Annotated in this window: 13 protein-coding genes; 5 read left to right on the top strand and 8 right to left on the bottom strand. The window is 38.9% G+C overall.

What is annotated here, in order from left to right:
* Positions 1–24: 24 nt before the first annotated feature.
* Positions 25–1,389 (bottom strand): MFS transporter, encoded by a 1,365-nt coding sequence (locus QLG01_RS03990; RefSeq protein ID WP_005300707.1) that lies wholly within the window; start codon positions 1,387–1,389, stop codon positions 25–27.
* Between the two features lie 147 nt (positions 1,390–1,536).
* A complete protein-coding gene (locus QLG01_RS03985; protein ID WP_005300706.1) occupies positions 1,537–2,619 on the bottom strand; it encodes a DUF475 domain-containing protein in 1,083 nt (360 codons plus the stop codon).
* A 262-nt stretch (positions 2,620–2,881) separates the two neighbouring features.
* On the opposite strand from QLG01_RS03985, the gene tenA reads away from it, so the two are divergent.
* The 3 genes from tenA to QLG01_RS03970 all read left to right on the top strand — a co-directional run bounded on the left by tenA (position 2,882) and on the right by QLG01_RS03970 (position 4,903).
* Positions 2,882–3,556 carry a thiaminase II gene (tenA, locus tag QLG01_RS03980; RefSeq protein WP_004789986.1) on the top strand — a complete coding sequence of 225 codons (675 nt, stop codon included), beginning with the start codon at positions 2,882–2,884 and terminating at the stop codon, positions 3,554–3,556.
* Between the two features lie 65 nt (positions 3,557–3,621).
* Positions 3,622–3,993, top strand: a complete 372-nt coding sequence (locus QLG01_RS03975) for a MerR family transcriptional regulator (protein ID WP_107880474.1) — start codon at positions 3,622–3,624, stop codon at positions 3,991–3,993.
* A 103-nt stretch (positions 3,994–4,096) separates the two neighbouring features.
* A complete protein-coding gene (locus QLG01_RS03970) occupies positions 4,097–4,903 on the top strand; it encodes an SDR family oxidoreductase (protein ID WP_282495886.1) in 807 nt (268 codons plus the stop codon).
* Positions 4,904–4,945: 42 nt separating this feature from the next.
* On the opposite strand, the gene QLG01_RS03965 is transcribed toward QLG01_RS03970, so the two are convergent.
* The 4 genes from QLG01_RS03965 to QLG01_RS03950 all read right to left on the bottom strand — a co-directional run bounded on the left by QLG01_RS03965 (position 4,946) and on the right by QLG01_RS03950 (position 7,342).
* On the bottom strand, positions 4,946–5,287 hold the full coding sequence (locus tag QLG01_RS03965; RefSeq protein ID WP_282495885.1) for a GlpM family protein: 342 nt from the start codon (positions 5,285–5,287) through the stop codon (positions 4,946–4,948).
* 52 nt (positions 5,288–5,339) lie between these two features.
* The gene (locus tag QLG01_RS03960) at positions 5,340–5,693 is read right to left on the bottom strand and encodes a DUF1304 domain-containing protein (protein WP_002053763.1); all 354 of its coding nucleotides are present in this window, start codon (positions 5,691–5,693) and stop codon (positions 5,340–5,342) included.
* Positions 5,694–5,758: 65 nt separating this feature from the next.
* Positions 5,759–6,736: a zinc-binding dehydrogenase gene (locus tag QLG01_RS03955; RefSeq protein WP_282495884.1), complete on the bottom strand. Its 978-nt coding sequence runs from the start codon at positions 6,734–6,736 to the stop codon at positions 5,759–5,761.
* A 3-nt stretch (positions 6,737–6,739) separates the two neighbouring features.
* On the bottom strand, positions 6,740–7,342 hold the full coding sequence (locus tag QLG01_RS03950; RefSeq protein WP_282495883.1) for a TetR/AcrR family transcriptional regulator: 603 nt from the start codon (positions 7,340–7,342) through the stop codon (positions 6,740–6,742).
* A gap of 297 nt (positions 7,343–7,639) precedes the next feature.
* Here QLG01_RS03950 and uvrA point away from each other — a divergent pair, with 297 nt between their 5' ends.
* Positions 7,640–10,471, top strand: coding sequence for an excinuclease ABC subunit UvrA (gene uvrA / locus QLG01_RS03945; protein WP_282495882.1), 2,832 nt, complete (start codon positions 7,640–7,642; stop codon positions 10,469–10,471).
* A gap of 39 nt (positions 10,472–10,510) precedes the next feature.
* On the opposite strand, the gene QLG01_RS03940 is transcribed toward uvrA, so the two are convergent.
* Complete coding sequence (locus QLG01_RS03940; protein ID WP_282495881.1) at positions 10,511–12,220, bottom strand: GGDEF domain-containing protein; 1,710 nt, start codon at positions 12,218–12,220, stop codon at positions 10,511–10,513.
* A 1,004-nt stretch (positions 12,221–13,224) separates the two neighbouring features.
* Here QLG01_RS03940 and omp33-36 point away from each other — a divergent pair.
* Positions 13,225–14,130, top strand: a complete 906-nt coding sequence (gene omp33-36 / locus QLG01_RS03935; RefSeq protein ID WP_005300691.1) for a porin Omp33-36 — start codon at positions 13,225–13,227, stop codon at positions 14,128–14,130.
* A gap of 60 nt (positions 14,131–14,190) precedes the next feature.
* On the opposite strand, the gene betT is transcribed toward omp33-36, so the two are convergent.
* On the bottom strand, positions 14,191–16,158 hold the full coding sequence (betT, locus tag QLG01_RS03930) for a choline BCCT transporter BetT (protein ID WP_250375039.1): 1,968 nt from the start codon (positions 16,156–16,158) through the stop codon (positions 14,191–14,193).
* Positions 16,159–16,185: the final 27 nt, after the last annotated feature.

The raw sequence follows: 16,185 nt of genomic DNA, 5'->3' as shown, positions 1-16,185 counted from the left end.
TGTTTTACTTTATAAGAGTTATGCTTAAATGGCTACCTCTTTACCGAACAACTGCGTTAAATCACGTCGCGCAGCCTCATCAAGAGTCTGTTTATCGACTTTAATATAAGCAACTTGCTGGTCAGGCATCACCACAACTTCTTCTATACCACGAATTGCCAATAGCTGTGTGGTCCACTCATTCACCTGTTGCACTTGCGGTAATGGCAACACAATCGATGACAAATACCGCGGCTGAGCTAAACCAAAACTAATTAGCAACCATATTATAGCAATCCCTGTTAAGACACTCCATCCAATCGCAGTATTATGTAACATCAATAATTGACCACCTAGTGTGCCGCCGAAAAAAGCACCTAAAAACTGGCTACTGGCATTTACACCCATAGCAGTTGCCTTTGACTGAATTGGGGCACATTTTGATAACCACGATGGTAATAAAGCTTCCATCACATTAAATGCAATGAAGAAAATACCTAGGCCTGCGAGTAATACATATTTTGATTGATAACCAAATATAAGCAGCAATAAACCTGCAATAATGCCTGTAATTGCTGTTAAGAAAATGCCTCGCATTTTGCGATATTTTTCAGCCACAATAATGCTTGGAAATGCAAAAAACAGACTAATTACTAGTAGTGGCAGATACACCAAACCATGACTGGCTAAAGGAATATGGGCAAACTCGATAAGCTGTGAAGGCACATAAATAAACATGGCGGTAAGCAATAAATGCAATGCAAAAACCGAAACGTGTAAACGGTTTAAATCACCCATTTGAATAACTTGCTTAAGCTGCGCTATGTAGCCTTGCTGATAATTACGATGATGACGAGTTACTTTAGGTACAAGCAATAACATCAAAATCGCGATTAAACCCATAATGGTCGTGACAAAGAACAAACCAGAAATGCCGACAAGACTTGTGAGCCAAGGCCCCAGACTAAACGCCACCACAAAAGATAGACCAATACTCATGCCCATGGCGGCCATGGCTTTAGTACGCTGCTCTTCACGCGTCACATCAGCTAAAAGCGCCATCACGACTGCTGAAACTGCACCCGCACCTGCTATGGCGCGGCCAATAATCACACCATAAATCGTGTCAGATAACCCCGCAATTGCACCGCCAATTGCAAACAGCAATAAGCCAAGTACCACAAGAGGTTTACGACTAAAACGGTCAGCCAGTAAGCTAAAAGGAATTTGTAAAATAGCCTGACTTAAACCATAAACGCCCACAGCCAAACCAATGAGTGCTGGAGTTGCATATTGATATGACTGCCCGACTACAGAAAAGACAGGAATAATCATGAACAAACCCAACATGCGTAGCGCAAAAATACTACTTAAGGCAAAAGTTGAGCGACGTTCCAAAGCATTCATCATATCAATACACGTTTATCAAACTAGGCAAATTATAAGCCGATTCGTTTCTAAAAATACGGGACACCTTATTTAAATTAACGATTTCAGCTTAAAAAAATAAAGAGGCATTAAGCCTCTTAATTCTAAACAACTTTACTGAAAATTAGCTTAAGGCGACTGTTGCTCGCGCTTCGAATATTGAATTGAAGCAATAACGGCCCACACAATAAACGCTACACCAATTAAACCTGTTACAACTTCAGGTACATGTACGCCTGTACCACTTGCAATCATAATGAATGCTAAAGCACCAATTGCGTAATGCGCACCATGTTCCAAGAACACGTAAGCATCTAGCGTACCTTTTTCAACAAGGTAAACTGTCATTGAACGGACAAAAATAGCACCGATTGCAAGACCCAACATAATCACAACAACGTCGCTGGTAATAGCAAAAGCACCGATCACACCGTCAAAACTAAATGATGCGTCTAATACTTCAAGATATAAGAAACCGCCTAAACCAGCTTTAACCACACCAGACGCAGCACCCGAACCATCTTGTAATACAGCATTACCATTTTCATCAATTTCAGGCTCACCACCTAACAAATGACTTAATACTTCAACGCCAATGTAAACCACAATGCCCCAAATACCAGCCATGGTCACTGCTAAACGTTGGTGGTCATCTACATAACCAGCCATCACAATTAACGCGATCAAAGCAATAAAAACAGACATGGCAGGTACGCTAGCTAAACTTGAAAGTTTAGATTCAAGCCATCTAAACCAATGCGTTTCTTTTTCATCATCAAAGAAGAAGTTTAAGAAAACCAATAATAAGAATGTTCCACCAAAAGCTGAAATTTCAGCGTGGTGTGCCATTAAGCGCTCAGAATAAGTTTTCGGATCATTGAGTGCCAATTTTGCTACTTCAATAACACCCATATCAGCGGTTACAGCAACAATCACGACAGGGAAAATCAAACGCATACCAAAAACGGCGATTAAAATACCTACCGTTAAAAAGATCATTTTCCAGAACGGATCCCAATTACGTAGAACCGATGCATTTACGACAGCATTGTCAAAAGATAAAGAGACCTCCATTACCGCTAAAATCGCTGTAATTGTTAAAGCTTTAAGCATGGTAGACACGCCAGCTTCAGGTCCATGGGTAAAACCCCAATACGCGGATAGTGCTAAACACACCACCGTAAAAAATATCGAAAATCGGAAATGCTTCATGGATCAGACCTATACCAAGAACTAAATTTAATCTTTCTTAAAACCGCGGCTATTATATCGATAATTAACCACAAAACGATGTTGTTTTGTGCCGTTATTCCCGTTACTTTATCTCTCTGTTTAATAAAGAAATTTATAATTTTTAATTAACTTGTTAATCGTATTAAATATTTTCTTGCGATATATCTATCATTATTATTTTTGTATTTTAAAATTGATTTAAAATCAGGTTCAGCTGTCTTATTTTAAATGGAATGATTTTATGCTTTTTTCTCAAGAACTCTGGCAACGTAATTTAAATTTATATCAGAAAATTCTCGACCTGCCTTTTAATCAGGAACTTGCTAACGGTACTTTAGATAAAGAAGCTTTTTGTCATTATGTCATTCAAGATGCTCAATATTTAGTGGCGTATGGTCGCGTACTTGCTGTTGCGGCAGCAAAGGCGTTCGAGGCTGATGATATTATGCAATTTTCAGATGCTGCTAAAATTGCAATTGTAGTTGAACGCAGCTTGCATGATGACTTCATGAAAAACTTTGGGGTGACCAAAGAAGAATTTAAAAATACGCCATTAACTTTAGCAGGCCATCATTACACTTCATTTTTAACAGCAACTGCTTGGTCTGAAAGCTACCCTGTTGTACTCGCTGCACTTTTACCTTGCTTCTGGATTTATGCCGAAGTCGGTAAAGATATTGTAGATAAATCAATTCCTAATAACCCTTACCAAGCATGGATTGATACCTATGCAGGTGAAGAGTTTCATATAGCCGTTCGGAATGTGATTGCGACGGTAGACAAGGTTGCCGCACGTTGTGATGCAGACACTTTAGAGAAAATGCATGCCGCGTACACCATGGGTGCAAAACTTGAATGGTTATTTTGGGATAGCGCCTACCACCAAAGACAATGGCTAGGTTTAGACCATATTTAAAACTTCAAAAGAACCGGTCAGATCGTTCAATACGCTGACCGTTTTTAATAAAATGCGAGATAAATATGTATATCGGTGAATTAGCATCTTTAACTGGAGCCACTCCTAAAGCCATTCGGCATTATGAGAAATTAGGCTTGCTACCAGTCGCAAAAAGAAAAGGCAATTATCGTATTTATGAAGAGATTGATGTTAAATCCGTTAAGATGATCCGCCTTGCACAAGCTGTTGGATTTAGCCTTGCCGAGCTTTATGACTTGTCCGCTTTAAAATATAAAAATAATCGCTTTCCTGTAGAAATTGCACAGCAGCTTATTCAAAAAAAGAATCAACAAATTATTGAGCAAAAAAAAGCGTTAAACCGTTTACAAGAAGATTTAAAAGAACTGGAAGATGAGATTATTCAGACTTATATTACCAATAAGATTTCTGCCTAAAACAGCTGGTTAAAATCTGCAAATAGCTTTCAAAATGAGTGCTTGACTCTGCCCTTAGGGATAAGGTTTATCGTAATGACTTCTTTTATTACGGACCAATAAAATGAGTGCTCATCTTTCAATATTTAAAAATTCAACAGCATTAATTACAGGCGCATCTTCAGGAATAGGCAAAGCCTATGCTCAAGAATTTGCATCTTTAGGAATTTATTTAATTTTAACAGCACGCTCTGAACAGAAACTAAATGATTTAGCCGATGAACTCAGAAAAAAATATAACGTGAATGTTGAGGTGATCGTTTTAGATTTAGCTCAACCCAATTCAGCTCAAAGCTTATTTGATGAAGTACAAGCTAGAAAATTAACGGTAGATATTTTAATTAATAACGCAGGATTTGGAAAATGGACTAAATTTTTAGATCAATCTGTATCTACCTATCAAGAAATGATCACGCTTAATATCAGCAGCGTAACGTCTTTATGTTATTTATTTTTGCCCCATATGCTTGCGAACAAAAAAGGCATCATGATTAATATTTCATCGACAGGCGCGTTCCAGCCGTTACCCTATATTGCCGTTTATGGTGCAAGTAAATCTTTTGTATTGCAGTTTACTGAAGCGCTTGCAGGAGAATATAGCTCTTCAGGTATTAAATTTCTGGCAGTTTGTCCGGGCAATACCGAAACCAATTTTACTCAGGTGGCAAATGCCGATACGAGTGGTATGAAAAGCTCTACAGTTGAGGACGTTGTGTCTGCAACAGTTAGAGCATTAGATAAGAATAAAGCAACAGTTGTGGTGGGATATAGCAACTATTTGACATCTCAATTGCCTCGAATTCTTTCTCGCCAAAAGATGATTAATTTAGTTGAAGGTATGCTCAAAACCCGTGTTATTGAGCACTCATAAAAATGCTTCAATTTAAAAGATTAAGGGATTTCTCTTAATCTTTTAATGCTGAAACAGCTGCCAGCCATAAATTAAGCCTGCCGCAGCAACCACCCAACATAAGGTTGCCAATCCTAGACAAGACCACATCGACACCCGTGTTGCCAGCACATAAACAGCAACTAAATAAATGGCATAAGGAATAAGTGACCATAGACCAAACAGAGCCGTTTTCTGTAATGCTTCAGCTCCTTTTTGCTGATAGACAATCACATGAGCAATCAAGGCAAAGGTAGGAAAAAGCGGGACTAAACCAGCAATATAAAATACCTTACTTTTCGATAAAATCGAAATAATGAGGACAACCCCAGCCCCCAACATACATTTTAAAAATAACGCCCACATACACTGATCCTACCTGATCATTTCCACTTCAAAACGCTGTATTCTGCGCTTTTTAAAGAAAATTAACAGCGACTAAAGCAATCAATGCTGGAACTGCCTGAATATAAATAATCTTTTTACTGGCAGTCAGACCACCATAGATACCTGCAATGAGTACACAGCCTAAAAAGAAGTTGGCGATTGATGTTGCAAATGGTGCATCAGCCAATAAAGACCAGAATAACCCCGCCGCTAAAAAGCCATTATAAAGACCTTGGTTTTGTGCCATGACTTTGGTGAGTTTTGCTTTCTCTGCATTATTTCCAAATGCTTTCATGCCATAAGGCTTGTCCCACAAAAACATCTCTAGCACTAAAATGTAGACATGTAAGATCGCGATAAGCGCAATGAATATTTGTCCGATCATATAGTTTTCCTTTTTATTTTAAAAATATGAAAAAAGATCAGTCTCTCGACTGATCTTTTAGTATTTTACGGCTTTAACAATACTTTGCCTTGACGAGCACCTTGTGTTGCTCTTTGAGCAGCTGTTTTAATCTCATCAAAACTAAACACACCTTCCACAGGAAGGATTAATTTTTTCTGAGTTGCTAAAGTTAATAACTCAACAATCAGTTCCTTTTTACGAGCTGCTGGCATTTCTTTGTTGACTACACTCGCCCAGAAACCTTTTACTGTCGCTTGTTTGAAAATTAAATCGCCCGATGAAATCTGCATGGTTTCACCAGTCATACTGCCAAACGAAACCAATAGGCTATTTTCACTGAGTAAATTCAGCATTTCACCACTTGCGCGTCCACCAATCGAGTCCACGCCAGCAATCAGCGGTTGTTCACCGTGAATCTGCTTAACTTGCTCTTTCCAATTAGGCTGATCGGTTGCAACAACATGTTGAATACCTAATGCTTGCATCTCGGCAATTGCATCAGTACGACGAACTAAATTAATCACTGGTAAGCCACGTGCCTGCGCAATCATCGCAACTGTTTTACCTACTGCACCGTTCGCTGTGTTTTGAATGAGCCATTGACCTGGTTGAACATTTACAAAGTCTAAAAGCATGAGGGCACTAATGGGCATACCAATCAACTGCGCTGCTGTTTCATCATCAATTTCATTATTGAGTGGAATAAGCCCTTGCGCTGGTGCAATAAAGTATTCAGCCCAACTGCCATGAACAGATGCAACTGCAATACGTTGTCCTACCTGTACATGAGTAACGCCCTCACCTAATGCATCAACAATACCAACAGCTTCACTACCACCAATCGCAGGTAAAGTTGGCTTGTAGCCATAGCTTCCCCGTACTGTCCATACATCATGATTATGAATTGGAGACATGATGGTTTTAATACGCACTTCGCCTGCTTTTGGTTCTGGCTTTGGCATATCCGCCTGCTCTAAAACGTCTACAGGTTCGCCAAAATTACCATGGATAATACTTCGCATTCTTTATTCCTCTATCGGTTTTAAGAGTTGTTGGGTCGTTTCTAAAGCTAGATGTAGATGTGCTTTGTCTTGCGACAATTTTGTGAGTAAAGCGGCACCCAACCATAACTGATACATGACTTGGGCAGTTTTCAAAGGATCAATATGTTTTGGAATTGACCCTTCTTGTTGTCCTTCTTTGAGTAGCAAAGCCAGACGCTGCGTTAATTTGTACACACCGTCATTGAGAATTTGGCGCATATCTTCCGACAAGTCAGAAACCTCTGCTGCCAGCTTCACAATCAGGCAATTTTCAGCCCAGCTGCCATGTACTGGATCATCAATCCACGCTTGCCACAACGCCATTAAACGGGCATGAGCACTTTGTTCACTGTGCTGCCAAAGTTGTTCCATACGAACCTTATAATTGGCCAGGTATTGCTCTAGCAAAGCACAACCAAATGCCTCTTTCGAAGCAAAGTAGTGATAGAACGAACCTTTGGGTACGTCACAAGTCTTTAAAATTTCTTGCAAACCAACACCGACAAATCCTTTGTGTAATACCAGCTCAAAGCTCGTATCCAAAATATGTTGTCGCGTAGTTTCGCTTTTATTTAATCGTTTCATGTAAACACCATACTCCACTATTAGACCAGTCGTCTAGTAAAATTATGTTGCTCAATAAAATTTGCTAAGAAGTAGAAATCAAAAGAAAGGAATGTTAAAAATACAACCTGCTTATTTAAACAAATTTTGTCGATTGTCGTTTAACCGTCACAATTTGTCGCTTTAAATCATTTTGTACCACTTGAACAATTTTAAATCGTTATCATATATAGGGTCTGTTGTTTATAAATAGCCACATCTCCCTGTGCTAATCAAAACAACACCTAAATTTTCATTAATACATAATTGAGATGTTTTATGAGCCAAAGTCATATCCGTATTCGAGGCGCACGTACCCATAATTTAAAAAATGTGTCTCTCGATATTCCACGCGATAAGTTTGTGGTAATTACGGGGTTATCAGGTTCAGGAAAATCTTCTCTTGCCTTCGATACCCTGTACGCCGAAGGACAACGCCGTTACGTCGAATCGCTTTCGGCCTATGCTCGCCAATTTTTATCGCAAATGGAAAAGCCTGAAGTCGATTCGATTGAAGGTTTATCTCCAGCGATTGCCATTGAGCAAAAATCTACGAGTCATAACCCACGTTCAACGGTAGGTACGATTACCGAAATTTATGACTATTTGCGTTTGCTTTATGCACGTGTCGGTACGCCATATTGCCCTGAACACGACTTGCCGATGGTTGCGCAAACTATTTCTGAAATGGTCGATGCGGTAAAAACACTTGAAGAAGGCACAGCACTCATGTTGCTTGCCCCTGTCGTTCGTGAACGTAAAGGTGAATACAGCAACCTGTTCGAGCAACTACAAGGCCAAGGTTTTGTTCGTGCCCGTGTTGATGGTGAAATCATCGATATTGATACGCCACCTGAACTCGACAAAAAGAAAAAGCACACCATCGAAGTTGTCGTTGACCGCTTTAAAGTGCGTGAAGACTTAGGTAACCGTATTGCCGAATCATTTGAAACTGCACTGCGTTTAGGTGGCGATATTGCTGTTTTGTCATGGATGAATGGCGAACATCCTGATCGTGTTTTTTCTGCGAAACATTCATGTCCTGAGTGTGATCGTGCAGTCGCAGAGCTTGAGCCTCGCTTATTTTCATTTAATAACCCGTTCGGTGCCTGCCCTGTTTGTGATGGCTTAGGTACACGTAGCCACTTTAGCTCTGAAAAGCTCATTCCAAATCCGGATCTTGCAATTAGTGAAGGGGCTATTCGTGGCTGGGATCGTCAACGTCCATATTACTATTCGATGCTACAAAAAGTTGCCGATCATTTTGGTTTTCAACTTGATACGCCTTGGAACCAGCTAGATAAAGACACTCAAAAGAAATTCTTACAAGGTACTGGCAAAGAAAAAGTTGATTTAAGCTATATCGATGAGCGTGGTCGTAAACATACACGCGTACAGCCGTTTGAAGGGATTTTGCCGCATCTTGAACGTCGTTACCGTGAAACTGAAAGTAACTATGTACGTGATGATTTAGCGCAGTATTTATCTAATGCAGCGTGTGATGCATGTGATGGCTCACGTTTAAATGAAATTTCACGTCATGTTCGTGTAAAAGATAAAACGATTGCCGACATTACTCGCATGTCGATTGGTGATGCTGAAAGTTATTATCAAGATTTAAATCTTGAAGGTGCTAAAGGTGAAATCGCCGATAAAATCTTTAAAGAGATTCGAGAGCGTTTACATTTCTTGGTGAGTGTTGGTCTGAACTATTTAAGTTTAGCTCGTTCTGCCGAAACGTTATCGGGTGGTGAAGCACAGCGTATCCGTTTAGCCTCACAAATTGGTGCAGGCTTGATGGGCGTCATGTATGTCCTTGATGAACCATCGATTGGCTTGCATCAACGTGATAATGATCGTCTATTACAAACACTGATTCGCTTACGTGATTTAGGTAATACGGTATTAGTCGTTGAACACGATGAAGATGCAATTCGTGCAGCCGACCATATTATTGATATCGGTCCGGGAGCCGGGATACATGGTGGCGTGATTATTGCTGAAGGAACTTATGATGAATTGGCTAACCATGCTGACTCACTCACAGGGCAATACCTTTCTGGCAAACTCAAAATTGAAATACCAAAACAACGGACTCAATCACCACGTCCAGATGAGTTCATTAAACTTTCTGGGGCAAGTGGTCATAACCTTAAAAATGTCGATTTGAAAATTCCGCTCGGCATTATGACTTGCGTGACTGGCGTTTCAGGTTCAGGTAAATCGACACTGATTAACCGTACGTTACTTCCATTGGCAGCGACACAACTTAACGGTGCAACGACATTAACAGCTGAAAAGTTTGATTCAATTGATGGGCTTCAACATCTAGATAAAGTCGTTGATATTGACCAAAGCCCGATTGGACGTACACCACGCTCTAACCCTGCAACGTATACAGGGCTATTTACGCCAATCCGTGAATTATTTGCGCAAACGCCAGAGGCAAAAGCGCGTGGTTATAGTGCAGGCCGTTTCTCGTTTAACGTGAAAGGCGGACGCTGTGAAGCCTGCGAAGGTGATGGCATGATCAAAGTCGCAATGCACTTCTTACCAGACATGTATGTGCCTTGCGATGCGTGTCAGGGCAAACGTTATAACCGTGAAACACTTGAAGTGGGCTATAAAGGCAAAAACATTTCTGATGTTTTAGAAATGACTGTTGAAGATGCTGCTGAATTCTTTAGTGCAATTCCAGTCATCCACCGCCGCTTAGAAACCTTAACTCAGGTGGGCTTAGGCTATATTCGTTTAGGTCAAGCTGCGACCACTCTCTCTGGTGGTGAAGCACAGCGTGTAAAACTAGCGCGTGAGTTAGCAAAACGAGATACGGGTAAAACTTTATATATCTTGGATGAACCAACAACAGGTCTACATTTCCACGATATTGCTAAGTTACTCGACATTTTGCATGAGCTACGCAACAAAGGTAATACCATTGTGGTGATTGAACATAACCTTGATGTGATTAAAACAGCTGACTGGGTTGTCGACTTAGGTCCAGAAGGTGGTTCGGGCGGTGGCATGATCATTGCCGAAGGTACACCTGAACAAGTGGCTGAGGTTGAGATTTCCCACACGGGTCGTTTCTTAAAACCGATGTTGAAGTAATTTATTGAATAAAAAAGCCGGAACTCATTTCCGGCTTTTTTACCCCTCAACTGCATTCCGACCTCGGGCCTTAGCTCTTAATAGTGAACGATCAGCTTTCTCTAAAAGCTCGATCCAACTTGCTGCGCCTATTGCAAAACCAATACTGACAGACACATGCAATTTTTCATCTGAACCAGATAAACAAATCTCTTCTAAAGAAATCGCAATCCGAATTTTCTCTGCTAAAAGACGAGCATCTACAAATTGCATCTGTTCTAATAATATTAAAAACTCATCTCCACCATAACGAATAATTAAATCCGAACTTCTAATATTTTGCTTTAATTGCTCGGCAATACTGACAATGACATGGTCACCTACAATATGCCCATATTGATCATTCACCTGTTTAAAACGATCAATATCTATAATCATTAAACAGGTTTGCGTAAATTTTTGAGGGTAACTTTCAACAATTTTTAAATATTCAGATAAAGCTAGACGGTTGGACACACCAGTTAATGGATCTGTATTGGCAATATTCTTTAATTGAAATTCAAAAGCATCGCGCTGTTGCAACATCCGCTGTAATCGATCAATCGCTTCAAAGAGGGAAAGAAATTCACCTTTTGTTGTCATATTCATCTCATCTGTCCAATGATTAGAACTACGCGATAAATCTAAAATTAAAGTCCTTGCTTTTATTAAAGGAGAAAAAACCCTTCTTTGTGCATAATTGAGCGTAAGTAAAGCTGTAGCTAAAGAAATTAAAGATATTAATAAAGTTAAAAGAAAACCTTTTCGGGCACTTATATTTTCTTGAGTTGCAATTGCTACACTTTCATCAAGAATATAACTTTGTAAATCAACCACTGTAGTAAATTTACCTACGATTGCTTCTGTCAATTGGGTGCCATTTAAATCATATGGCTCCCCTTTTTGGCTTTCATCTAATAGGTTTTGTACAATCGGAATACCCTTATCTATAAATTCTGATTTCACTCGGGCATATAACCGACGGTATTCAGGAGTCTTTGCCTGTTCAGGCTGCAAGGTATCGACCAAAATCCATAAATATCTAGATTGATGCTGAGTTTGCAGAGAACGTGCGCGATTATTACTTGGAATTTCTTCATTAAAGCTCACAGGAGCAATAATATTAGACGCCATCCGTCCCGCCTGATCGCGCATATCGGTTAGAACTATAATGAGCGTAAAGTAATTAGAAATACGGCTATCTTTACTTTTTAGCTGCAACATCAGTTTTTGCAGTATTTCCCTGCAATGATCCCATACTCCAAACATTCCTAAAATAGCATTATCCATTTGAACGGAAGTTCTGGCTCCATAGGGAGTTTCACCGTAATAATCAACGACACGTCGGGCTTGCCTAAGATTTTCTTTGAAATTGGTTTGCAGCTCATTTGCTAATGAAACATAGCCTGCTTGTTTTAAGATAAGAATGCTTGTATCAATCTGCGCATCAACAATTAAACGAAACTTTTTTAATTCTTGCTGATTCTTTAATAAATCACTAGGACTGCTCGACATCATCTTATTGGCAGGAGCACGCTCCTTAGAAATTTTATAGGCAATATCTGCTACTGCTCTTAAACTTTTTATTTCGGCTAAGGCTTGTCTAGTTTTTATATAATCTTGATAGCTTCCCACAATAAGCGGTACAGCCATGAATAATAAGGACAAAATAATAACCAGCATAAAAAAGAACAGTCGATTACTAATATGCTCTGAACGTAATCCTGACATTTCTAGCTGATACTCCGTAAATGTCCTGCCATTTTTAATACGATATAAATTAGGCTTAAATCCATCCTAGCATTTTAATAACTAGAATTTCATCAATAAAACCTTCATTTCTCTTTTAATAATTATACGGCTTCAAGATTTTAGTAAGCTTAAATAAATAGTATCGAAAAATTAAATGATTTTTATAAAAAAACTCTATTTTACAGATTAAAAATTTTTAGCAATGATAATAAACATATCTAGTTATCCTCTTGGATGCGCTTCTCCCAGCATCCACTGCCCAGCTTTAAGCTGGGTTCTTTTTGTTCTATTATTTTCCAATAAAGTTCATATAAATTTTCTTATAATTTTAAGATTTTCTTATAGATAAAAAAAAGCTCAACCTTGGGGAAAGCTGAGCTCGTAAAGTCTGATGTGATACACACATCGTATCTGGGAAAGCACTTTAAATCCTAAAAACGTTAGGCAGTGAACTTTGCGATTGAATTATGTGACTTATCTCTACTTTTGTAAAGTCGATTAAATTAATCAGAATTAAAAATTTAATCGATTTTTCAACTTAAAATAGAGATTTCTTTTATTTTATTCACTTATATAATAATTAAAAATAGTTAAATTTTTTAGTTAAACTAATCTAAATATTGTTAACTACTCCTCAAAATAGTATGAATACGATAATAAATTGGTGAATTTTTACTCAACATGTAAGCAACTCTACAATTTATTTAATGTTAAAACCGATCATATTAATCATTTTTTCCAATCGTAATTGTAATAACTTTTAAACATTTATTTCTAAATTCGTTATGAAATATAATTATTAGCCTCTTGTAAATGTTCATTTTTTTATCAGGTTGACAATTTACTTTTCATTTGATTAGTTTTTCACCAATTTTAACATAAGTGTCAAATATCTTTAACATTCCTTTTTTTCATTGTTGACTTCATAAATTGTTACAATACAATGACCCCAGCTTTATCTCTTGTTATTGCTGGAAATGATTATGAAAAAACTTGGTTTAGCCACTGCTGTACTATTAGCCATGACCGGTGCTCATGCTTATCAATTTGAAGTTCAAGGTCAATCTGAATATGTTGACACAACTGCAAACGATAAAAACTTCACTGGTGACGTTGCTGGTACATACTATTTAAAAAATGTTGATACCACTAAAGGTCCTTTAGCTGAAGCAGCTTTCTTGAACCAAGCTTCTAACGTATCTGTAGGTTACAGCTACCAACAGTATGACCAAGGCAACGTAAACTACCACGTTGGTACTTACGGTGTTAAAGGTGAGGCTTACGTTCCTACTCCTTACCTTCCTGTATATGCTAGCGCAACTTACAACCACACTGATGTTGATGGTAAAAACAACTTCTCTAAAGATGACAACGGTGACCGTTATGCATTAGAAGTTGGTGCTATGTTGTTACCTAACTTCTTGATGACTGTTGGTTATACAAGTGTTGCTAACCAATTCGCTTTAGACAACTTTGGCATCATCAGCAACGGTATCTACTCTGCTGTAAACCAAACTGCTGCGATTCAAGACGACCAAGATGCTGTTACAGCACGTGCTAAATATGTAGGTCCAATCGATGGAACTAACATGGCAATTGGTTTTGAAGCTGCTGGTGCTTTCGGTCAAGAAAACCAATACGGTTTGAAAACTGACCTTTACTTAACTCCTAAGTTAAGTGTTGGCGCATCTTTCATTGGTAATGATGGTGTAGCTGACATCAAAGGTAATGACCTTGGTGAATTCCGTCAAGCTTGGGGTGGTAACGTAAACTACTTCATTACTCCTGCTTTAGCAGTTGGTGCATCGTACATGAAAGCTGACGTTAAAAATGCGTCTACTAGCTACGATACACAAACTATCGGCTTAAATACTAAATTCCGTTTCTAATTTAATTTAGAAATCGAATTAAAAAAGGACTCAATTGAGTCCTTTTTTTATACCTAAAGATTAGCTTCGCACAATATTTAAGAAATACAGATGACGTTCATATTGATCAATAATGTCTTGAATTAAATCCTCTTGCGTCCAATCCATTACATCATAGTTCTGCCCCCCCTCTCTTAAGAAAACTTCTGCTTGGAAATATTGTCCGTCTTCGGCTTCAGTACGTCCAATTAAAAAACTTGGTGGTACTGTTTCACGTGGAACAACTTTATAAATAAAATTAATTTCATTGTGATGGTCTACTCGAAGTTGCATACCATCTTCAAGTTGGCTAATTGAAACCTCAAGATGACGGCGTCTAAATTCATGTTGAATATTTTCAAATGCGCCAGCCACTTGCTTCTCAATGTATTCACGCACTTCTTCTTCATTATGAGGATAGTGCATGATTAACCCTAGACGCTGTTGCCAACTCCTTGGATTATGAATTGCACGTGGTGTAATGCGTGCTTCCTGAATGGCTGTCATTTTTGTGACATCAAGATGTAAGGCCTTTATTAACCCCCAACTCATTAAGAGCATGACGACAGTAAAAGGTAACGCACTCATAATGATGGAAGCCTGAAGTGCAGCCAAGCCACCGACTAGCAATAAAATAATTGCGAGCACAGCCATGAGTACCGTCCAGAACAGACGCTGCCAAGTTGGTGAATTTTCAGATTTAGCAGTTAAATAGTCAGTGACTAATGCCCCTGAGTCAGCAGATGTCACAAAAAATAAAACCACCAAAATAGTTGCCAAGACATTCATCACGCCAGACCACGGTAAGTGACCTAAGAATTCAAATAATGCAACTGACGAATCTTGCTGAACAGCCTGAATTAATGTTGTTTGGTGTTCATGGATAATGCTAAATAAGGCGGCATTACCTAAGAAACCCATCCAGATAATGGTAAAGCCTGTTGGAATGAGTAAAACCCCAACAATAAATTCTCGAATGGTACGACCACGAGAAACTCTGGCAATAAACATTCCCACAAATGGCGACCAAGAAATCCACCAAGCCCAGTACAAAATTGTCCAACCACCAATCCAGCCATTCGGCTGATAGGCATATAAGTTGAATGTCATAGTAAATAGGTTAGAGATATATTGCCCAGTGTTTTGAATCGTCGTTTGAAGTAAATAAATACTTGGACCAGCAATAAAAACAAATACCAATAATATTAAAGCTAAAACTAAGTTTAACTCCGACAAACGTTTTACACCCTTATCAAGACCTAGAAACACAGATAAGGAAGCTAACATACTCACGAAAATAATGAGTAACACTTGAATATTGGTGCTTTGCTCTATTCCAAATAAATAATGCAAACCAGAATTGATTTGTGTAACACCAAAGCCAAGAGAGGTCGCTACACCAAATACCGTACCAATGGTCGCGAATATATCGATGCTATCGCCCCATGGCCCATAAATTCTCTTACCAATAAGTGGATAGAGTGCTGAACGGGTCTTTAAGGGTAAATTATGCCGATAAGCAAAATAAGCCAAAGCTAACCCAACTACAGCATAGATTGCCCAAGCATGTAGTCCCCAATGGAAAAAGGTAACTCTTAATGCTTGCTGTGCTGCATCAATCGTTTGAGCCTCACCACTTGGTGGATTAACATAGTGCATGACAGGTTCGGCAACGCCGAAGAACATCAACCCAATCCCCATCCCTGCGGTAAACAGCATGGCGAACCAAGACCCATTGTTATAATCAGGCTGACTATGATCTGGTCCTAATTTAATGCGTCCAATCGAAGAGCAGGCAATGTAAATCAATAAGATGAGAAAGAAAGCAACAGATAAAACATAGAACCAACTAAATGAATCAGTGATCCACTGTTTTAATTGCTGTGTTAGAAGCTCAAAAGAACTCGGGGCGATCACAACCACTGCTAAAAACAAAGCAATAATAATGACCGTACCCAAAAATACGTTAGGATTAACGTTTGCGAACCAACCGGACTGTTTGGAAGGCATAAATCCTCCATGTTATTTTAATGACGA

The sequence above is a fragment of the Acinetobacter sp. V89_4 genome (assembly GCF_029967875.1).
GTDB lineage: Bacteria > Pseudomonadota > Gammaproteobacteria > Pseudomonadales > Moraxellaceae > Acinetobacter > Acinetobacter oleivorans.
Note: the sequence above shows the minus strand (reverse complement) of the source record. Positions and strands in the feature narration are given on the sequence as shown.